Origin of the sequence: Natrinema versiforme JCM 10478 (assembly GCF_000337195.1) — an archaeon.
GTDB lineage: Archaea > Halobacteriota > Halobacteria > Halobacteriales > Natrialbaceae > Natrinema > Natrinema versiforme.
This window is the reverse complement of the sequence record NZ_AOID01000047.1, coordinates 122,450-141,334: the sequence shown is the minus strand read 5'-3', so window position 1 is coordinate 141,334 and position 18,885 is coordinate 122,450. Positions and strand designations below refer to the sequence as shown.

Here is an 18,885-nt window from a genome sequence, read left to right as displayed (position 1 = left end):
GATCATCGATCACCTCGTCTACGGGATCGGCCTCGGAATCGCATATGCCGTCGTCGTCCCGCGACTCGGGACGTACCGGAACTGAGCCGAAACGTGGCCGGCAGTCAGCGGCGGCTGCCACGCGCGCTCTTCAAGTAACCAGCTCAACAGCGCCTTCTGGGCGTACAGTCGGTTCTACAACCCACCTGTTTTCGTCCGGGTTCGGTCCACTCACCGCTCACGAAAATCTGAACTGAAAAATCCCACTCGCTGTGCTCGTTTCCCCTACTCGAGCAGCCAGCTCAACAGCGCCTTCTGGGCGTGCAGCCGGTTTTCCGCCTGATCGAAGACGATCGAGCGCTCGCTCTCGATAACGTCGTCAGTGATCTCCTCGCCGCGGTGGGCGGGCAGACAGTGCATGACCGAGGCCTCGGGGGCGTGCTCGAGCAGGTCCGCGTTGACCTGGAAGCCGTCGAAGTCGTTCATGCGGACGTCGCGTTCGTCCTCTTGGCCCATCGAGATCCAGACATCCGTGTAGATGACGTCGGCGTCGGTCACCGCCTCGACGGGATCGGTCGTAACCGTCGGATCGCCGCCCAGTTCGCGGGCTCGCTCGAGGACTGCGTCGTCGACCTCGTACCCCTCCGGCGTCGCGATCGTCAGGTCGATATCGGTCAGCGCACAGCCGAGCGCAAAGGACTGGGCGACGTTGTTCCCGTCGCCGATCCAGACCGCCGACACACCGTCGAATCCGCCGTTCGACGAGCCTCCGGTCGCTTCACTCCCGGAAACACCCTCGAATCCGCCCTCGTGTTCGCGGATCGTCAGCAGGTCCGCGAGCGTCTGGCAGGGGTGGGCGTCATCGGTGAGCCCGTTGACGATCGGGACATCGGAATACTCCGCGAGCACCTCGACGTTCTCGTGTTTGAAGACACGAGCCATCACGGCGTCGACGTACCGCGAGAGCGCACGCGAGGTGTCTTTCAGCGGTTCGCCCCGGCCGAGTTGGATGTCGTCTTCCCCGAGGAAGATCGCGTGCCCGCCGAGTTGGGTCATCCCCGTCTCGAAGGACACTCGGGTCCGGGTACTCGCCTTCTGGAAGAGCATTCCCAGCGTCTGCCCGGACAGGTCGGCGTGGTCCTCGCCGGCGTCGACGGCGCGTTTGTACTCGTCGGCTCTGTCCAGCACTGCGAACAGTTCCTCCTCGGAGAGGTCGTCGACATCGAGGAAGTGTCTCGGCTCCGTCTCGTTCGTTGCTGTTGTCATAGTCTAATAGCTCGTCTGAAAATTCTATTACTCACTGAGGGTGCGCGCGACGCGCTCGAGGACCGCTACCGACTGGTCGAACTCCGACAGCGGCAGTCGTTCGTCGGGCGCGTGATCGAGGTCCGAGTTGCCCGGCCCGTAGGTGACCATCGGACAGTCCCAGGCTCCGGCGTAGATATTCATGTCGCTCGTCCCGGTCTTTCGCACGAGGCGGGGATCACCACCCTCCTTGCGGATGGCGACGCGAAACGCCCGCGCGACCTCGGTTCGCGAACTCATCATTACCGGCGGGACCTTGTCCTTCCAGGTCACGGTCCCGACCTCGAGTTTGGACTCCGCGGCTTCGCGGACGGTGCCGACGTCGAGGGCCGGCGGCACGCGCAACTGGACGTCCATCGTCGCCTCGACTGAGAGGCCGTCCTCGCTGACGCCGCCTTCGATGTCGACCGGCTTGGTCGTCACCTGCTCGAAGACGGGTTCGTACTCGTCGCCCTCGAAGTACTCCTCGACGGCCGACCACCAGCGGACGGCGTGTTGGATCGCGTTCGGATCCGGCCGGGACGTGTGGCCGGACTCGCTGGTCGCGACGTAGGTGCCGGCGATCAGACCGCGGTAGCCGAGCGTGATCCCGTCGACGCCGGAGGGCTCGCCGTTGACGACGGCAGCCGGCGACTCCTCGCGGTCGTCGACCAGGTAGCGCGACCCTTTCGAGTCGATCTCCTCGCCGACGACGCCGACGAAGGAGACGCCGGTGCGGACGGCGGCGGCCGCCATCGCGGCCAGCGGCCCCGTCGCATCGACGCTGCCGCGACCCCAGAGGACCTCGTCGTCGTCGGTCTCTTCGACCTCGACGGGGATGTCCCCCGGCACGGTGTCGATGTGGGAGGTCAGCAACACGGCGTCGTCCGCCGGCGCGCGGACGTTCCCGACCGCGTCGATCCAGACCTCCCGGTCGTGGGCCTCGAAGAAGTCCACGAGGCGTTTGGCCGCCTCGCGTTCCTCGCGGGTGGGCGAGGGGATCGAAACGAGATCGATCAGCAGCTCCCGGGCGTCCGCGGCCGTTACGTCCATCGGTTCGCTCGAGCTCGCGTTCATGATTATGAGTCGGTGTCGGGTGCGACGACCGCGGTCAGCGCCTCTACGAGCTGGTCCGCCTCCGCCTCGTCGATTACGAGCGGCGGCAGCAAGCGCAGGACGGTCCGACCCGCGGGCAATGCTAGCACCTGCTCGTTCATCGCCAGATCGCGGGCGACGCGGTTCGCGCCGCGTTTCAACTCGATGCCGACGAGGAGCCCTCGGCCGCGGACCTCGCGCACCTCGTCACCGAGCGCCGCCTCGAGTTCGGTGACCAGATAGTCGCCGATCTCGGCGGCGTGGGCGGGCCACTCCTCTTCGACCAGCGTCGAGACGGTGGCGTGGACCGCCGCGCCGACGACGGGACCGCCGCTGAACGTGGCGTTGTGGGAGGCCGCGCCGTCGGCGATCCAGTCCCGTACCGCGACCGCGCCGACGGGCAGGCCGTTGCCGAGACCCTTCGCCGTCGTCAGTACGTCGGGCGTGACGCCCGCGTTCTGGCAGGCCCACATCGAGCCCGTTCGGCCCATGCCGGTCTGGACCTCGTCGAGGACGAGCGCCGCGCCGGCCTCCTCGGTGACCTCGCGGGCCGTCTCGAGATAGCCCGCGGGCGGGACATTGATCCCGCCCTCGCCCTGGATCGGCTCGAGGATGACGGCTGCCGTCTCGTCGTCGACGGCGGCCGCGAGTTCCTCGCCGTCGCCGTAGGGGACGAATGCCATGTCGCCGGCCAGCGGCTCGTAGGGTTCCTTGTACTTGTCCTTCCAGGTCGCCGCGAGCGCGCCCATCGTCCGCCCGTGGAACGAGCGGGTTGCCGCGACGATCTTCGACTCGCCCGTGGCGGACCGGGCGAACTTCAGCGCGGCCTCGTTGGCCTCGGTCCCGGAGTTACAGAACCACGCGCTCTCGAGTCCGTCGGGTGCGGACGCGACGAGCGCAGCGTAGGCGTCCTCGCGCGACTGGACGGGATACGAGGAGTCGACGAACGTGAGGTCGCCGACCTGCTCTTGGACCGCGTCGACGACAGCCGGATGGCTGTGGCCGAGCGGCGTACAGGCGTAGCTCGCGCCCGCGTCGAGGTACTCAGTGCCGTCGTCGGTGTAGAGATACGGTCCGTCGCCGCGCTCGAGTCCGATCGGCTTGCTGCCGGAAACGAAGTCCAAATCGCTCATTTCGTGGCCTCCTGTGTGGTTTCTCCGTCAGTTTCGTCTCCGAGCGCGCCGGGCTCGAGGGTCGTCCCCTCGCCCGCGAGCGCGCTACTGATCGGGTCGTCGGCGTTGGCGGTCGCGACGATAACTGACGATGCGCCGCCCTCGAGGGCCTCCTCGGCGGCCATGACCTTCTTCGTCATGAACCCTTCCGCAGCCGTCTTTACGGCCTCGAACTCTTCAGGGGTCGACGCCGAGTCGATCTTGGTCGACTCGTCGTCGGGGTCCTCGTAGATCCCCGAAACGTCAGTCAGCACCACGAGGTCGGCCTCGAGCGCACCCGCAATGGCCGCGGCCGCGCGGTCGGCGTCGGCGTTGACAGCCGTGTAGCCGCCGGACTTCTCCTTCCCGAGGACCGGGACGGAGACGACGGGCGTGTAGCCGCCCGCGAGGACCGTCTCGAGCAGGTCCGCGTTGACCGACTCGATCGTGCCCGAGTGGTCGCCGCGCTTGATCTTCTTCTTGCCGTCCTCTTTGACGCGGACGGCGGACTTGCGATTGCCCTCGAGCAGTTTGCCGTCGGTGCCCGAGAGGCCGACCGCGTCGACGCCCTCGTTGTGCAGGCTCTCCACGAGGTCCGTGTTGAGCTTGCCCGGCATCACCATCTTGAAGACGTCCATCGTGCGCTCGTCGGTAAAGCGCCCGACGACGCCGCCGGGCGTCTCGACGTAGGTCGGCTCCTCGCCGAGTTCGTCCAAGGTCTCGTCGACGGCCGTCGAGCCGCCGTGAGTGAGGACGACGTCTTCGCCGTCCGCGACGAGACTCGCCACGTCGGCGAGTGCGCCTTCGGGATCAACGGCGCGTGCGCCGCCGACCTTCACTACTACCGTCATCTCAGGGTGCCCCCACGGGATGCAGTCCCGTGAACTCGAGTCCGGCCGTCTCCTCGAGACCCAGCGCGACGTTGGCGGCGTGGACCGCCTGTCCCGCGGAGCCTTTCATCATGTTGTCGATGGCCGAGAAGACGACGATGCGCTTGTTCGACGGGTCGAGTTCGAAGCCGACCTCGGCGAGGTTGGTGCCGGCGACCGCTTTCGGTTCGGGGTAGCGGTAGACGCCGGAGCCGCCGGCGGCCATGCGGACGAACGGCTCGTCCTCGTAGCAGCCGCGATAGGCCTGCCAGAGGTCACCCTTCGAGACCGGTCCCGACGGGAAGACGTGGTTCGTCGCGCTCGCACCGCGGATCATGTCCACGGCGTGGCAGGTAAACGCCACCGAGGTGTCGAGGAACTGCTCGATCTCGGCCTCGTGGCGGTGGCCCGTCGGCGCGTAGGGACGAACGACACCCGAGCGCTCGGGATGGCTCGAGGCCTCGCCGCCACCGGCTCCCCCTTCGGAGGAGCCGACTTTCACGTCGACGACGATCTGCTCGCCGCCCTCCAAAATATCGTGCTCGAACAGCGGATAGAGGCCCAGAATCGTCGCGGTGGCGTTACAGCCGCCGCCAGCGATCAGGTCCGCGCCCGCGAGGTTCTCGCGGTTGATCTCGGGCAGTGCGTACTCGGCTTTCTCGAGGTACTCGGGAGCCTCGTGACCGTCGTACCACTCCTCGTACTGGGCCTCGCTCTCGAGGCGGAAGTCCGCCGAGAGGTCGACCACGGTGTCCGCGGCCTCGAAAAATTCGTCGATCTGACCCATGGAGACGCCGTGTGGCGTCGCCGCGAACAGCACGTCGACCGACTCGAGGTCGTCGGGTTCGGTAAAGCGCAGGTCCGACCCGCGCAGCGGCGGGTGGACCGAGCCGACGCTCTTGCCGGCTTTCGAGCGGCTGGTGACCTCCGCGATCGCGAAGTTCGGATGGCCGGCGAGCAATCGGAGCAACTCGCCGCCGGTAAAGCCGCTCCCGCCGATGACGTTCGCGGTGACCGTCTCGGCGTTTTCGTCGGCCCCGGTCTCGGTACCGACCGCCATCAGGCGGTCACCTCGAGGTCCGGATCCGCGGCTTCGGCTTTCGCCTCGAGCCAGTCGACAACGGTGCCGGCGACATCGGTCTCGACGGCCTCGTCGAGGGCTTTGAATTCGACGGTGTGGTTGACCTCGTGGACGGTGTAGGAATCACTAGTTTCCATGAGGTCGACGCCGAGCAGGCCGCCGCCGACGGCGTCGCTGGCTTTCTCGACCAGATCGAGCGCCTCGTCGTCGAGGTCGAAGACATCCGTCTCCGCACCCTTGGCGGCATTGGTGATCCAGTGGTCCGAGGAACGGACCATCGCGGCGATGGGCTCGCCGTCGACCGCGAGCACGCGAATGTCACGGCCCGGTTTCTCGACGAACTCCTGGATGTAGAACACCTTGTGCTCGTAGTGGCCGAGCGTCGCCTTGTGCTCTAAGATGGCCTCGGCGGCCGACTCGGAGTCGATCTTGGCCATCAGGCGACCCCACGAGCCCACGACGGGTTTGAGGACACAGGGGTAGCCAAAGTCCTCGATGGCCTCCATGGCCGTCTCCTTCGTGAAGGCGACCTTCGTCGCGGGGGTAGGGACCCCCGCCTTCTCGAGCGCGAGGCTGTTTTTCACCTTGTCCGCACAGATGTCCGCGGTCTCGTGGCTGTTGACCACGGGGATGCCGTAGGCCTCGAAGAACTGCGTGGCGTACAGGCTCCGGCTCGTGGCGAGACAGCGGTCGACGACGATGTCGAGGTCTGCGAACTCCGTGGGGACCTCGCTGATGTCGAAGGTCTGCTTGCGAACGTCGATCTTCGTGATCTCGTGATCGCGTTCGCGAAGCTCGGTGAGCAGGAGCTTCTCGTCCTTGCGAATCCGTGAGTAGAGTATGCCGACGTTCACGCGAGCCACCTCTGATTGGGGCCCCCGGAGCTACGCGCTCCGCGGAGCGTCGCGGCGGGGGACGGCAGTATCCCAGCCGTCTGCAAGGTCACTCACCCCAGTCCTCTTCAAGCTCGGGGGCCTGCTCGAGGACCGGCGGCTCGGTATCGACGACTTCGAGCTCGGCACCGCAGGTCGTACAGTCGATGATCTCTCCGACTTCCAGATCGTCGTGCAGGGACACCTCAGCCCCACACTCGACGCATTCGGTCATTGTACTCGCACGTGGGGGCCGGGATCCCTTAAAGCCTTCGGACTTAACAGCAAAATTATACTTCTGCACTCCACTCTAACGGACCGAGAACCCTACTGTCCCGCTGTATCAGTTCGACATATCATGAAATCGGTATATTATCCCCTCGCGGGGATCGCCGGACCGCTCGAGCAAGTGGCTCAGACATAGCCGTTCACCTCCGCGCGGAGCCGGTCGTGGGCCGCCTCGAGCGCATCGGCCCTGTTCGCGAGCGTCTCCTCGTCGGTCGCGAGCGCCTCGTGGGTCGACTCGAGTTGGGCGGCGACCGCTTCGGGTGCGGGACCGCCTTGGGAGTCGCGGCTCGCGACGCTTTTTGCAGGATCGAGCGCGTCCTCGACGGCGGCCGGGTCGACGTGGGCGTCGAGCGACTCGCCGAGCACTTCCTGTGCGGCGGACTCGAGCGCGTCGTAGTCCGCCCCGTTTTCGGCCGCGATTGCGACGAGTTCGTGAGCCGTCCTGAAGGGGAGGCCGTTGGCCGCGAGCAGGTCCGCGACGCCGGTCGCCGTCGAGAAGCCCTCGCCGGCCTCCGCAGCCAGCGTCTCCTCGTTCCAGGTCGCCGTCGCGACCGCGCCCGCCGCGACCTCGCTGGCCTCGGTCACGGCATCGACGGTCTCCCAGGCGTGGGTCGTCGCCCGCTGTAAGTCGCGGTTGTACGCGCGCGGCAGTCCCTTGAGCGTCGTCGTCAGGCCCTGTACCCCGCCGGCCGCGTCGCCCGCGACCGCGCGGACGAGTTCCAGCGTGTCGGGGTTCTTCTTCTGGGGCATGATCGACGACGTCGAGGAGTAGTCGTCGGCCAGATCGACGAAGCCGCGGTTCGCGAAGATGATCACGTCCTCCGCGAGCCCCGACAGCGTCGTCGCGTGCGTCGACAGCGCTTGCGTCGCCTCGAGCAGGAAATCGCGGCTCGAGGCGGCGTCCATCGAATTCTCGACGACAACGGCGGAGCGCTGCTCCGCCGAGCTCCCCCTCGCGCTGCTCGCGGGACCCCCGTCGAATCCCAGCAGGTCGGCGGTGCGCTCGCGGTCGATGTCGAAGGTCGTCCCCGCGAAGGCGGCCCCGCCGAGCGGCGACTGGTTGATCCGGCCGTAGGCCGCGAGCAGGCGCTCGGTGTCGCGGCGAACGGCCCCCTGATAGGCCAGCGCCCAGTGGGCCACGGTGGTCGGCTGGGCGGGCTGGAGGTGGGTGTAGCCGGGCATGATCGTTTCCCGGTGGTCGTCGGCGACGGCCGCCAGCGACTCGCGCAGCGCGAGCGTCGTCTCGATCGCCTCGAGGATGTCATCGCGCAGGCGATACCGGATACAGGCCGCGACCTCGTCGTTGCGCGAGCGGGCGGTGTGCATCTTCCCGCCGTCGGCACCGATGCGCTCGATAACGGCCGTCTCGATGGCCTCGTGGACATCCTCGCCGTCCGGCAGGGAGTCGTGGCCGTCGACCTCGATCGCGTCGATGGCGGTCAGGATCTGCCCGGCCACGTCGTCCGCGATGATGCCCTGCTCGGCGAGCATGACCGTGTGTGCGCGGTCGACCTCGAGGTCGGCCGCGAAGATCCGTTCGTCCGCTGCGAGCGAGGAGAGAAAGCTCCGGGCGGGGCCGCCGCTGAAGCGGTCCCGGCGGACGACACCCTCGTCGTCCGTGCCGTCGATCGGCTCGCCGCCGTCCGTTGCGATCGCCCGTTCGGCCGCGCCGCCCTCGTGAGCGCTCTCCTCGGTCATGCTTACTCGTCGTCCTCGTCGGCCGCGTTCGCGGCGATGGCCTCGTTCGCGAGGCGGCGCTGGAAGCCGTGGTACTTCGCGACGCCGGTCGCATCCTCCTGTTTGATCTTCCCGACCGTCTCGGTGTCGAAGGAGGCGTGTTCAGCGGAGTAGGCCGCGAACGTGCTGTCGCGGGCGACCGGGCGGGCCTGGCCGCCCTCGAAGCGGATCGTGACCGTGCCGGTCACGCGCTGTTGGGTCTCGTCGATGAAGCCCTCGAGCGCGCCCACGAGCGGCGCGTCGATCAGGCCCTCGTAGCCCTTCTGGGACCACTGCTGGTCGATCTGTTGTTTGAACTGGCGTTCCTCCTGGGTGAGGACGAGCCCCTCGAGGGCCTCGTGGGCGTTCAGCAGCGTCGTCGCGCCGGGGTGCTCGTAGTTCTCGCGGACCTTCAGCCCGAGCATGCGGTCTTCCATCATGTCGGTGCGGCCCACGCCGTAGCTGCCGGCGAGTTCGTTGAGGTACTCGATGAGTGCGACCGGTTCGTACTCCTCGCCGTCGACGGCGACGGGGTAGCCGTTTTCGAAGGTGATCTCGATCTCCTCGGTCTCGTCCGAGGGGTTGTCGGTCCACTCGTAGATCTCCGTCGGTGGGACGTAGTTCGGGTCCTCGAGGGCGTCGCCCTCGACCGAGCGGCTCCAGATGTTGGTGTCGATCGACCAGTCGCCGCCGCTGCCGCCCTCGACGGGCAGGTCGCGCTCAGCGGCGTACTCCTGTTCCCACTCACGGGTGAGTCCGAGTTCGCGTACAGGAGCGATAACCTCGAGATCCGAGCTACGCCAGACGGCCTCGAAACGCAGTTGGTCGTTGCCCTTGCCCGTACAGCCGTGGGCAATGCCGGTACAGTCCTGTTCCTCGGCGACCTCAAGGATCGCTTCCGCGATCACGGGACGGGCGAGCGCCGTTCCCAGCGGGTAGCCCTGATAGGTCGCGTTCGCGCGAACGCTCTCGAGACAGAGTTGCGCGAATTCCTCCCGCGCGTCGACGACGTAGTGCTCGAGACCGAGCGCGTCGGCGGTTTCTTCGGCTTCGTCGAACTCTGCAGCCGGCTGGCCGACGTCGACCGTGACGCCGATGACGTCGTCGTATCCGTATTCCTCCTCGAGTAGCGGGACACAAACCGTCGTGTCGAGCCCGCCCGAGAACGCGAGTGCAACGCGTGTCATGTCGTACTCGAGTGAAGCCAAAGGAGAGACTTAAGCTCATTGGTTTCAGTATCGTAAATTACTGGTAGAGCACCGGCTAACCGAAAATAATAGCATTTCGGGAATGGTGGAACGAACCGGAACAGGGGGAGTAGTATAGTGCGGGCTCAAAGGCCCGGTCGGAATCGGCGCGGTCGCCGCCGAGCGACGGACCCGTCGGTACCGGAAACCGCGAGCGCGGTGCCGACGGACTGGCTCATTGTCAGAAGCGTACAAAGCCACGGTATTAAATCCTGCTACATCGCGCGCTCCCGTCGTCAGCGGGGCGTTCGGTCGCGTTCGGGAGACGGAAACCGAACGCTAGCAACTGAAACGGAAACGCGGTCCCTGCCCTACTCCTCCTCGGGCAGCGACAACACGTTCTCCCGGCCGATCCGGAACACTTCGATCTCGTCGCTTTCGCGCAGTTCGCCAACGACCTGACTCGTCTTTGCCTCGGTCCACCCGAGCTCCGAGACGACGGCCTGTTGTTTGATCCGGCCGCCGCGTTCCTCGAGCAGGCGCAGGACCCGCTCTTCGTTGCTCAGCAGTTCCGTCGGCGGCTCGTTGGCCGCGTTGGACTCGGATTCGGGCGAGCCGTCGGTCCGACGGACGGTCTGTGGGTCGGTGTCGTCGGTCTCACGGCCGGAGCGGTCTCGGCCGAGCAACCAGCCGGCGACGCCGACCGCCGCGAGCAGTGCGAGGGCCGAGACGACGAACACCCACGGCATCGTCGGTCCCTCCTCGGTCCCGCCCGAGCCGGCGTTCGCGGCATCGCTTTTCATCAAGACGATCTGCGGCCCGCCGTCGGGCGTGTTCAACTCGTCTTCCCACGTGACCGAGTTATTGGATCGGTCATCGGGCGAGGGCTGTACCTGCGGTGTCCCCTCGCTCTCGTGGACGGAATACCCCTCGGGCCAGCGAAACTGCAGCGAGGTCCCCTCCTCTAACGTGAGCCCGGACAGCGCGGTCCCGGCCTCGATGCGGTTCAGTTCGACCAGCGCGAACTGCGACCAGTCGAAGGTGACGACCGCGTGGCCGACCTCCCGCGGTGCGGTGGCCGTCTCGGTCGTGATCGACACGTTCGAGAGTGCCATCTCCCGGTTGGTTTCGTTGACGCCGTCGGTGAGGGTGTCGTTCCATTTCGTCCGCTCCGCGGCGGCGTACCGGTCCGGATCGTCCGAGATGTTTTTCGACAGCGGATCCCACTGCTCCTCGGAACTGTTCTCGCCATAGAGGTAGAACTGGTAGTCGACGGTCACCCGCGCCGACCCGTTCTCGGCGATGAACACGTCGATGTGGATCTCGTCGGCGTCCTCGAGTTGCGGACCGGCAGTCGAATCGGTCTGTTCGCCGCCCGTGTCGGCCTGTAGCGCCGCTCGCTGGACACCGGCACCTGCCGCGCCGGCGGTCGCAGCCGGGACGTAGGCGAACGAACACGCAACCACCACGAGCACGCAGATCAGGGCCCGCAACCCCTTCACGTCCATTATCATGACATGCCGTAGCCGTCTAAATAGGTCTTTCCGACCGCGGTAGCGACGTGTTTTTCAAACGGTCAGCCGAACGTGAACGTATGCTCGATATGCGCGGGAAACTCGAGGTCGAAACCCTCCTGAAAGTCGTCCTCGGACTGATCGCCGTGTTGCTCGTCATCGAGGTGCTCGAGGCGATACTCGGCACGCTGGCGAGCGTGTTCGGCCTGTTCGTCCCCATCATCCAACTCGCGATCGGCGTCCTGATCGTTCTCTGGTTGCTCGACCAGCTCTGACTCGGCCGACCACGGCCCTTCGACTCGCGAGACCATCAGACTGATAGCGATACGCTCCCGATATCGATCGAAGTGTACAGCGTCAACGTCCCGGTCCCCGGCCGCGTTCGCCGGCTCGCGAACCGGCTCCACCCCGATCTCATCGGGTTCGAGACCGTCCGCGAGGACCACTCGTGTCTGCTCAAGCGTCTCGGCGAGGCCGACCACGTCGCACAGCTCCAGCACCGCGCCCACCGCGCGCTCGAGGGAGCCCCCGCCGTCGAAGCCGAAATCACGGGCATCGACTACTTCGAGGACCCGCCGCTTGGCTCGGCACCGGTCGTCTACCTCGCCGTCGAGAGCCCCGGACTCGAGGGGATTCACGACGATCTCACCGAGGCCTTCGAGACCGTCGAGGGACTCGAGGGGAGCGACTACGTCCCGCACGTGACCCTCGCCCGCGGCGGCGACCGCGAGACGGCAAAACGGCTGGCCGACCGCGAGATCGAGCCGATCCGGTGGACGGTGGGCGAACTCGAGTTCTGGGACGGCACGGACAAGCTGCCGGTGAGTCGCGTCTCGCTGCCGGCCTAGCGCCCGCGTCCCGCGGAGACTGACAGCGGGGCGAAAGGTCCGCCCTACCGCGGTTTCGGCGGCTGCAAATACCGCTGCTATCTCCGCTACTGACTGCAGCGACCGTTCCGGAACAGCGGTTCGCTCCGACGGCAGATCGGCCGTCGCTCGGGCTCCGAGCGCGTCAACGGTCGGGGTAGCGTCGTCCGGCTGGCCGCGGGTTAAGTCGTCGAGGCCCGTGGCATCGATGTGGTCTCAACGCTACTCGTCGCAGCGATCGTTGGAATCGCCCTCGGAGCCTTCCTCCAGAAGGGGCGATTCTGTTTCGTCAACGCCTTTCGGGACTTCTTCGCCTACAAGGACTCCCGAGTCACGAAGGGCGTGCTCGCCGCGACGCTTCTGACGATGGTCTTCTGGGGCATCGCCTACCAATTCGGCTACTATCAGGGATTCTGGACGCCCGACTGGGGACTGACCGGCCTCGTGGGCGGCTTCATCTTCGGAGTCGGGATGACCTACGCCGGCGGCTGTGCCAGCGGCACGCTCTACCGCGCCGGCGAGGGCTACCTGCAGTTCTGGCTCACGCTGCTGTTCATGGGCGTCGGCTACGCCGGCTTTACCGTCGCGTTCCCGACGCTCGAGAGCACGTACTTCGAGGCGCTCACGTTCGGGACGGGTGCGACCCTGTTCGAACTCACGTCGGTCCCGGGGAGCCTCCTCGCGCTCGGGGTCGCGGTCGCCGCCGTCCTCGTCTACGCAACGCTGACCGGCCGCGCATCGACGGCCGCCGCCTTCGGTGAGCGCGCGGACACGGCACAGTTGACTCCGACTGCGCTGCTCGCGCCCGTCGTTGGTCTCCGCGGATTCGTTCGCGGAACGGTGGCGTATTTCCGCGGTCTCGCCCGTGCGTGGCGACATCCCGTCGCCTCGAGCAAGCAGCCGTGGGACCCCCGCACCGCCGCGCTCGGGATCACCGCCGCGGCGGTGCTCTGGTTCAGCCAGGTCTCGATCGTCGGCGTCACGGGTCCGGAAGCCCGCTGGACCGGCTACCTCCTCTCGCGGGTCGGCGTCGACGCAGGCTCGTTCGACTACTGGGGCTCGGTCCTGTTTCAGGGCCAAGGCGTCGGGATGACCGTCGACATGGTGATGATCGGGTTCGTCATCGTCGGCGCGTTCCTCGCTGCCCTCTGGAGCGGCGACTTCTCGGTGCGGGTCCCGAAGCGTCGCCGACTCCCGAACGCCGTCGTCGGCGGCCTGATGATGGGAGCCGGATCGCGACTCGCGCCGGGCTGTAACATCGGGAACATCTACTCCGGCATCGCGGAACTCTCGATCCACTCCTTCATCGCGGCGGTCGGCATCGTCGCCGGCGTCTACGTGATGACCCACTGGATCTACCGCGAAGTCGGCTGTGCGATCTGAGGTCGAATCGTTCGCCAATTACAAACCGCGACAACAAAGAGACAAGCCAATGCCATCCATCGACGACGTTACTGACACGCCGGACGAACTGAGCGACGACCAAGCCGAGGAACTCCTCGAGAAAGCGGACCTCGTCCAGGACATGATGGGCGAGGTCTGTCCGTACCCGCAGGTCGAGGCCAAGAAGGGACTCCAGCAGATCGAGTCGGGCGACCTGCTCGTCCAAGAGACCGATCACGTCCCCTGTACCGAGAACGTGCCGCGAGCCGTCGGCGACGACGCCGACGCACAGGTCTGGCGCAGCGGCGACGCGGTCTACCGCATCTACCTCCGGAAACGATAATGGTCGAGGAATTCACCCCCGAGACGGTCCGCGAACGCCTCGAGAACGGCGCGGAGTTCGATCTCATCGACATCCGCGACGACGAGGACTACGCCGAGGGCCACCTCCCCGAGGCCGAACACGTCACCATCGAGGAACTCGAGGACACCGTCGTCGACCGGGACTGGGCCGACGACGTGGTCGTCTACTGTTACGTCGGCCAGACCTCGGTCCAAGCGGCCCGGCTCATCGAGGAATACGGCGACGCCGAGCGGGTCGCGAGCATGGCCGGCGGCTACGACGCGTGGGAGCCCCCGGAAGCGCCGGCGGGCGACTGAGTTCGAATCGAGCCTACGGTGCCGGCGGTTCGCCATCGTACGCGCCGTGGTCGCCGTAGAAGTTGCGCATCGCGAACTTGAGTTTTCCCGGGTCGATATCGATCAGTTCCTCGCGTTCCTCGTGGGGGAAGATGCCGTTGACGCTGTACTTGCCCAGATCCGGCTTCGCCTGCCGCGAGTAGCGCCGGTCGAGCAGGGCGCGAACCCCGACTTCGTCCGGCGAACGGATGACCCGCCCAAGGGCCTGTCTGGTCTTGCGGATCGTCGGGATCTCGACGGCGTAGCGCCAGCCGGTGTCGGTGCCGTCGAAGGCCGCGTCATAGGCCTCCTGGACCGCCTCGGCGCGGTCGTCGAGGTGCGGGTAGGGGACGCCGACGACCAGTACCGTGTGGGCGTCGTCGCCGTCGAAGCTGACCCCTTCCGCGAGAGTGCCCCATAGCGAGGTACACAGCACCGCACCGTCGTCCGCGACGAACTGTTTTCGGAGATCTTCGACTGACTGGCCCGGTTCGTCCACGTACACCGTCCGATCGCTCCGGCTCGCGACCCGATCGGCGTACCGGCTCGCTTCGCCGTAGTTGGGGAAGAACGCGAGCGTGTTACCGGGGGTCATCCGGACGGCGTCGTGGATCGTCTCGGTCACGGTTTCCTGCACCGCGGGGTCGTCCCGGTCCGAGGAAAAGAGCGGCGGGGTCTCGACGGCGTATGTCCGGCGGTTCGCTTCGGGGAACTGGAGCCCGTAGGCCATCGAGACCGCGTCCTCGAGTCCCAGCACGTTCTCGGTAACGTCGAACGGCTGGATGGTCGCGCTCATGAGCACAGTCGCGTGGATCTCGTCGAACAGCCGGCCGGTCACCTGCCGCGGGAGACAGGAGTACAGCTCCGCGCGGCCGTAGATTTCGTCGGTGCCGGCGTCCCGTGTGACGGAGACGACCGGGTAGAGCCCCTCCGCCGAGCCCTCGGCCATCCACGCGCTGACGAAGCCGGCTGCTTGCAGGGTCTGACACTCGGTCCGCGTGGCCGTCTCGCCCTCGCGGTAGGCCTCCTCGTACTGCTCGTCTAAGTCTTGGCCCAGCTTCATCGCGGCCTCGAGGTCGTCGTCGATTCCGCTGCCGGAGTACCGCTGCAGGAACTCGAGCGTGAGGTCGTCCTTGCGGCCCTCGTTGGCGATGGAGACATCTTCCCAGTTCTCACCGATTGCCTCCCGATTACCGAAGCCAAACGAGTCCTCGTAGGTCTCGACGAGCGCGCGGTGAAACGCCGAGAGGACGTTCGCGGCGTCCTCAGAGCGTGGGTCGTCGCTGTCGGCTAACTCGTCTAACGCCGAGTCGAAGGTGCGCTCGGAGCAGGTCCGGGTCGCGTGCTCGCGGGCGGCGTCTTCGACGTTGTGGGCCTCGTCGAAGACGGCGATCACGTCCTCTGGGTCGCGGCCGAGCCACCGGAAGAACTGCTCCCGAATGGTCGAGTCGAGCAGGTGGTGGTAGTTACAGACGACCAGATCGACGCCTTCGATCCCCTCTTTGAGGAGCTCGTAGCCACAGAGCTGCTGTCCCTCGGCGTAGTCGTAAATGTCGTCGGGCGTGCGGACATCCTTGAAAAGCCAGCCGAAGAAGTCGTCCGTGTCTTGGGTCAGGTTGTTGCGATAATAATCACAGACGTTCTGGTCCTCTAAGTCCTCGAGGCGTTCTTCGATGTCCTCGAGTTCGTCCATCACCGCCGAGCGGGCGTCGGCCGCCGAACCATCGCCGTCTTGGCTCTCGGCGAGGAGTTCGCGCTGGCGGCGTTCGAGTTGCTCGCGGTCCTGTTCCGCGTCGACAACGGCGCGGGTGTTGTCCCGCAGGGCCTGACACTCCTCGTAGCCGACGTCGATGTGACACATCGAGGACTTTCCTTTGAAGACGACCGCACGGATGGACTCCTCGCGGGTGATCGCGCGGGCTTCGGCGACGAACTGGCGCATCTGCTGGTGGACGTTGGTCGTGATGACGACCGTCTTGTCCTGTTCACGGGCCACCTCGAGGGCAGGGACCAGCGACGAGAGGGTCTTGCCGGTCCCGCAGGCACCCTCGAAGACGACGTTCTGTCCGCGGGTCAGCGAGTTGTGGATGCGGTCCATCGCCTCGCGCTGGTTCTCGTACGGCCGGTCGTACGGGAAAAAGCGCATGTACCCGTCTGTCTCGGACACAGCGTATGATAGGTTCGCGCTGCGATAAAAGGATTCGTCTCGATTCGGTCGGCCCTTAAAAACCGACCGGCGACGGCGGGGCCCGCCGGCCGGCGAACGCGCGGTACAGGGACATGTGTCTCGAGTGCCTGCCCTCGGTATGGCCATTCCGGGATACGATTCCAGTAACGTCGCCGAATACACCCTCGAGCAGGTCGGTGCTCGCGTCGCCCTCGTCGCGGGCGTCGTCCCCGACGAGTTCGGCCTCGCGAAGAGCGGGCGCGAGCCGCCGGTCGACGCCCTCGCCGACCCCGTGGATCTCGTGAGTCTCGAGGACCTGAAGGCGGTCGAGGCGGTCCGGATCGCGCTCGTCTACGATCCCTCGAAACTACCGCCCGGCGCGAGCCCGACTGACGTGGCGGTCGCCGTCGAGATCGAGGACGGGTGGGAACCCCTCGAGTCGACGGTGGACCTAGACGAAACGACGGTGACGGCGGTGTTGAACGATCGGCCGCCGGGATCGACGGTGGTCGCGGGGTACGATGACACGGACGAAGAGCGTGAGGAATAGAGCGGTCGGCGCGGGCGAAACCGTTACGTCTCGGGTTCGATGTAGACCTTCTGAATCTGGTCGTCGTGCTCCATCAGCGCGAGCTCGATCTGTGTGATGCGCTCGTTGATCGTCTCGGCGTCGAGGTCGGGTTCGAACGCCACGTCGGCCGTGAGAAGCAGTTCCTCGGCTCCGAAGTAGACGGTTCGGAGGTCGATGAGTTCGGTGACGCCGTCCCAGTCGGCGACGATCCGCCGGAGCTCGTCCTCGTCGTCTTTCGCGAGGCTCTCCCCGAGAATGAGTCGCTTGTTCTGCCAGCCGAGCGCGAGGGCAAAGCCCATGAGCATGATCCCGATGATGAGCGCCGAACCGGCGTCGTATATCGGGTTTCCGGTGGTCCGGGTGAGATACACCCCGAGGAGGGCGATTCCCGCACCGGCGAGCGCGATGGAGTCCTCGGTGAGTGCGGTCAGTGTCGTCACGTCGCTGGTCTTTTTGAACGCCTCGCGGAGGGTCGTCCAGTCGTGCTCGTCCATCTGGCGACTGATGCCCTGATAGGCCTTCCAGAGCGCGTAGGACTCGAAGAGGATCGCACCCATTAGCACGGCGTAGTTGACAAGGATCGGATCAAACGTTGCGCCGAGCAGCGTGACGTCCTCGCTGGCACGGTGGACCCCGCCTTCTCGCAGCGCACTGAGACCGTGACGAGCGCTCGCCCAGCCGGCGATGCCGAAGAGCATGACGCTCACGAGCAGGCTGTAGAAGAACTGCGCCTTGCCGTGGCCGAACGGGTGGCTCCGCGTGGCCTCCTGTGCGCCGTACTTGATCCCGACCAACAGGAAGACTTGATTCCCCGTATCCGAGATCGAGTGGTACGTCTCCGACAGCATGGCGGGACTCCCGGTGAGTGTGAACCCGATGAATTTGAGAATCGCGATCGCGCCGTTCGCGAACAGCGCGGCGAGGACGACGGAGGTGCTACTGGCCATCGCCGGGGACTACGGAGGGGGGTCCCTAAAATGTAAGGCGTTCTAGAGCCGGTTCGGACCTGGTCTGGAGTCGATCAGCGCCGCTCCCGGCCCCGATCCGGACGGCCACGGCGACCGCATCCGAAAGGAACCTGTCAGTGGCGGGCAAACGGCGACTATGATCGCGATCTTCTCCGATACGCACAGCGGCCGGGACCACGAACTCGAGGGCGATGCGCTGACCGCGGCCCGCGAGGCGGATACCGTCATCCACGCGGGCGATTTCACGAGCGAGGCGGCCCTCGAGGTGTTCCAAACGGAGTGTGACCGCCTGTTCGCCGTCCACGGAAACGCCGACAGCGCGGCGGTCTGGGACCGGCTGCCGACGGCTCGCGTCGTCGAGGCGGGCGGTGTGCGGGTCGCCGTCACGCACCGGCGGGACGGCGGCGAGACCGGTCTCGCGATGTTCGGCCGCTCGCGAGGGGCGGACGTCGTCGTCTCCGGACACACCCACCGGCCGACGGTCGTCAAGACCGACGAGGCCGTTCTACTCAACCCCGGCAGCCACGCCGATCCGCGCGGCAATCGGCCGGGGTTTGCGGTGCTCGAGGAACGCGCGGACGGTGAGGATAGCGAGGCTGGCCTCGAGGGCGAGATTCGCGAACCCGACGGGACGGTCCTCGAGACGTTCGACGTGCCGACGGCGTAACTCGCCGTGACCGCGGGGAGGACGGTTCGGCGGGGAACGGAAGAGAGAACCAGCGACAGCGCCAGCGGGGACCGGCGGAGCTGCGATCGGGATCGATCGGTGCCGGCCGCCCGTGTCGATCCGGGATGTCAGACGGGGACTGACACGGGCGACCGCGCGATCGGGAGGGGGGTGATCGTCGGGGACGGTGGCCTCGATCTCGAGGGACGGTCCTCGAATCGGTGGCGGGGAAGGGATCGAGACCTATTGTAGTCGAGACACCGGGCGACGTTATAGCCAGCGCAAGCTGAAAGGTCGGTTTTAGTTATCGATTTCATTACCGAGACGCGGGCGCGGATTCAACCGAGAGAGGTCGAAACGGTTAACCACACTGACAGTGTAGCCGCGGCATATGCTGGATCCCATCACCGGTCTCATCCCCGACGACCCCGTCATCATCGCGGTCGTCGTGATCCTGCTGTCGCTGGTCTTCTTCGGCTATCTCCTCGTGCGCCGGACGGTCCTCGAGTTCCGCGACGGAATGCGCGGCGACCGCTGACCGCCGACCGA

General features: G+C 66.4%; 20 protein-coding genes. 8 read left to right on the top strand and 12 right to left on the bottom strand.

Features of this window, described 5'->3' with window-relative positions; translation table 11 throughout:
* Nucleotides 1-264: 264 nt before the first annotated feature.
* The 10 genes from argF to C489_RS15300 all read right to left on the bottom strand — a co-directional run bounded on the left by argF (nt 265) and on the right by C489_RS15300 (nt 11,030).
* The gene (argF, locus tag C489_RS15345) at nt 265-1,245 is read right to left on the bottom strand and encodes an ornithine carbamoyltransferase (protein ID WP_006432232.1); all 981 of its coding nucleotides are present in this window, start codon (nt 1,243-1,245) and stop codon (nt 265-267) included.
* A 27-nt stretch (nt 1,246-1,272) separates the two neighbouring features.
* Complete coding sequence (locus tag C489_RS15340; protein WP_006432231.1) at nt 1,273-2,340, bottom strand: [LysW]-lysine hydrolase; 1,068 nt, start codon at nt 2,338-2,340, stop codon at nt 1,273-1,275.
* A gap of 2 nt (nt 2,341-2,342) precedes the next feature.
* Nucleotides 2,343-3,491, bottom strand: a complete 1,149-nt coding sequence (locus C489_RS15335; RefSeq protein ID WP_006432230.1) for an aspartate aminotransferase family protein — start codon at nt 3,489-3,491, stop codon at nt 2,343-2,345.
* Nucleotides 3,488-4,360 (bottom strand): acetylglutamate/acetylaminoadipate kinase, encoded by an 873-nt coding sequence (locus C489_RS15330; RefSeq protein ID WP_006432229.1) that lies wholly within the window; start codon nt 4,358-4,360, stop codon nt 3,488-3,490. Before C489_RS15330 ends, C489_RS15335 begins: the two co-directional genes overlap by 4 nt.
* Before the next feature lies 1 nt (nt 4,361).
* A complete protein-coding gene (argC, locus tag C489_RS15325; RefSeq protein ID WP_006432228.1) occupies nt 4,362-5,438 on the bottom strand; it encodes an N-acetyl-gamma-glutamyl-phosphate reductase in 1,077 nt (358 codons plus the stop codon).
* Nucleotides 5,438-6,313 (bottom strand): lysine biosynthesis protein LysX, encoded by an 876-nt coding sequence (gene lysX / locus C489_RS15320; RefSeq protein ID WP_006432227.1) that lies wholly within the window; start codon nt 6,311-6,313, stop codon nt 5,438-5,440. Before lysX ends, argC begins: the two co-directional genes overlap by 1 nt.
* A gap of 88 nt (nt 6,314-6,401) precedes the next feature.
* Nucleotides 6,402-6,566, bottom strand: a complete 165-nt coding sequence (gene lysW, locus C489_RS15315; protein ID WP_006432226.1) for a lysine biosynthesis protein LysW — start codon at nt 6,564-6,566, stop codon at nt 6,402-6,404.
* Nucleotides 6,567-6,745: 179 nt separating this feature from the next.
* A complete protein-coding gene (gene argH / locus C489_RS15310; protein WP_006432225.1) occupies nt 6,746-8,317 on the bottom strand; it encodes an argininosuccinate lyase in 1,572 nt (523 codons plus the stop codon).
* A 2-nt stretch (nt 8,318-8,319) separates the two neighbouring features.
* Complete coding sequence (locus tag C489_RS15305; protein WP_006432224.1) at nt 8,320-9,522, bottom strand: argininosuccinate synthase; 1,203 nt, start codon at nt 9,520-9,522, stop codon at nt 8,320-8,322.
* Nucleotides 9,523-9,893: 371 nt separating this feature from the next.
* A complete protein-coding gene (locus C489_RS15300) occupies nt 9,894-11,030 on the bottom strand; it encodes a helix-turn-helix transcriptional regulator (RefSeq protein ID WP_006432223.1) in 1,137 nt (378 codons plus the stop codon).
* 86 nt (nt 11,031-11,116) lie between these two features.
* Between C489_RS15300 and C489_RS15295 the strand changes: the two genes are divergently transcribed.
* From C489_RS15295 to C489_RS15275, 5 genes are all read left to right on the top strand, one after another.
* A complete protein-coding gene (locus C489_RS15295) occupies nt 11,117-11,311 on the top strand; it encodes a DUF7554 family protein (protein ID WP_006432222.1) in 195 nt (64 codons plus the stop codon).
* A gap of 72 nt (nt 11,312-11,383) precedes the next feature.
* Nucleotides 11,384-11,884: a 2'-5' RNA ligase family protein gene (locus tag C489_RS15290; RefSeq protein WP_006432221.1), complete on the top strand. Its 501-nt coding sequence runs from the start codon at nt 11,384-11,386 to the stop codon at nt 11,882-11,884.
* A 228-nt stretch (nt 11,885-12,112) separates the two neighbouring features.
* The gene (locus tag C489_RS15285) at nt 12,113-13,285 is read left to right on the top strand and encodes a YeeE/YedE family protein (protein WP_006432220.1); all 1,173 of its coding nucleotides are present in this window, start codon (nt 12,113-12,115) and stop codon (nt 13,283-13,285) included.
* Nucleotides 13,286-13,334: 49 nt separating this feature from the next.
* Nucleotides 13,335-13,628: a sulfurtransferase TusA family protein gene (locus tag C489_RS15280; protein WP_006432219.1), complete on the top strand. Its 294-nt coding sequence runs from the start codon at nt 13,335-13,337 to the stop codon at nt 13,626-13,628.
* A complete protein-coding gene (locus tag C489_RS15275) occupies nt 13,628-13,945 on the top strand; it encodes a rhodanese-like domain-containing protein (protein ID WP_006432218.1) in 318 nt (105 codons plus the stop codon). Before C489_RS15280 ends, C489_RS15275 begins: the two co-directional genes overlap by 1 nt.
* A 13-nt stretch (nt 13,946-13,958) precedes the next feature.
* On the opposite strand, the gene C489_RS15270 is transcribed toward C489_RS15275, so the two are convergent.
* The gene (locus tag C489_RS15270; protein ID WP_049890926.1) at nt 13,959-16,130 is read right to left on the bottom strand and encodes an ATP-dependent DNA helicase; all 2,172 of its coding nucleotides are present in this window, start codon (nt 16,128-16,130) and stop codon (nt 13,959-13,961) included.
* A gap of 139 nt (nt 16,131-16,269) precedes the next feature.
* Here C489_RS15270 and C489_RS15265 point away from each other — a divergent pair, with 139 nt between their 5' ends.
* On the top strand, nt 16,270-16,680 hold the full coding sequence (locus tag C489_RS15265) for a hypothetical protein (protein ID WP_006432216.1): 411 nt from the start codon (nt 16,270-16,272) through the stop codon (nt 16,678-16,680).
* Between the two features lie 23 nt (nt 16,681-16,703).
* On the opposite strand, the gene C489_RS15260 is transcribed toward C489_RS15265, so the two are convergent.
* A complete protein-coding gene (locus C489_RS15260) occupies nt 16,704-17,648 on the bottom strand; it encodes a cation diffusion facilitator family transporter (protein ID WP_006432215.1) in 945 nt (314 codons plus the stop codon).
* Nucleotides 17,649-17,805: 157 nt separating this feature from the next.
* Between C489_RS15260 and C489_RS15255 the strand changes: the two genes are divergently transcribed.
* Together C489_RS15255 and C489_RS22255 are read left to right on the top strand one after the other, a co-directional pair.
* On the top strand, nt 17,806-18,336 hold the full coding sequence (locus tag C489_RS15255; protein ID WP_006432214.1) for a metallophosphoesterase: 531 nt from the start codon (nt 17,806-17,808) through the stop codon (nt 18,334-18,336).
* 391 nt (nt 18,337-18,727) lie between these two features.
* Complete coding sequence (locus C489_RS22255; RefSeq protein WP_006432213.1) at nt 18,728-18,874, top strand: DUF7859 family protein; 147 nt, start codon at nt 18,728-18,730, stop codon at nt 18,872-18,874.
* The last annotated feature ends 11 nt before the right edge of the window (nt 18,875-18,885 follow it).

What these genes read in the sequence shown, in the direction of transcription:
- argF (WP_006432232.1), bottom strand. Translation starts at nt 1,245, where the DNA reads ATGACAACAGCAACGAACGAGACGGAGCCGAGACACTTCCTCGATGTC.
- C489_RS15340 (WP_006432231.1), bottom strand. Translation starts at nt 2,340, where the DNA reads ATGAACGCGAGCTCGAGCGAACCGATGGACGTAACGGCCGCGGACGCC.
- C489_RS15335 (WP_006432230.1), bottom strand. Translation starts at nt 3,491, where the DNA reads ATGAGCGATTTGGACTTCGTTTCCGGCAGCAAGCCGATCGGACTCGAG.
- C489_RS15330 (WP_006432229.1), bottom strand. Translation starts at nt 4,360, where the DNA reads ATGACGGTAGTAGTGAAGGTCGGCGGCGCACGCGCCGTTGATCCCGAA.
- argC (WP_006432228.1), bottom strand. Translation starts at nt 5,438, where the DNA reads ATGGCGGTCGGTACCGAGACCGGGGCCGACGAAAACGCCGAGACGGTC.
- lysW (WP_006432226.1), bottom strand. Translation starts at nt 6,566, where the DNA reads ATGACCGAATGCGTCGAGTGTGGGGCTGAGGTGTCCCTGCACGACGAT.
- argH (WP_006432225.1), bottom strand. Translation starts at nt 8,317, where the DNA reads ATGACCGAGGAGAGCGCTCACGAGGGCGGCGCGGCCGAACGGGCGATC.
- C489_RS15305 (WP_006432224.1), bottom strand. Translation starts at nt 9,522, where the DNA reads ATGACACGCGTTGCACTCGCGTTCTCGGGCGGGCTCGACACGACGGTT.
- C489_RS15300 (WP_006432223.1), bottom strand. Translation starts at nt 11,030, where the DNA reads ATGGACGTGAAGGGGTTGCGGGCCCTGATCTGCGTGCTCGTGGTGGTT.
- C489_RS15295 (WP_006432222.1), top strand. Translation starts at nt 11,117, where the DNA reads ATGCTCGATATGCGCGGGAAACTCGAGGTCGAAACCCTCCTGAAAGTC.
- C489_RS15280 (WP_006432219.1), top strand. Translation starts at nt 13,335, where the DNA reads ATGCCATCCATCGACGACGTTACTGACACGCCGGACGAACTGAGCGAC.
- C489_RS15275 (WP_006432218.1), top strand. Translation starts at nt 13,628, where the DNA reads ATGGTCGAGGAATTCACCCCCGAGACGGTCCGCGAACGCCTCGAGAAC.
- C489_RS15265 (WP_006432216.1), top strand. Translation starts at nt 16,270, where the DNA reads ATGGCCATTCCGGGATACGATTCCAGTAACGTCGCCGAATACACCCTC.
- C489_RS15260 (WP_006432215.1), bottom strand. Translation starts at nt 17,648, where the DNA reads ATGGCCAGTAGCACCTCCGTCGTCCTCGCCGCGCTGTTCGCGAACGGC.
- C489_RS15255 (WP_006432214.1), top strand. Translation starts at nt 17,806, where the DNA reads ATGATCGCGATCTTCTCCGATACGCACAGCGGCCGGGACCACGAACTC.
- C489_RS22255 (WP_006432213.1), top strand. Translation starts at nt 18,728, where the DNA reads ATGCTGGATCCCATCACCGGTCTCATCCCCGACGACCCCGTCATCATC.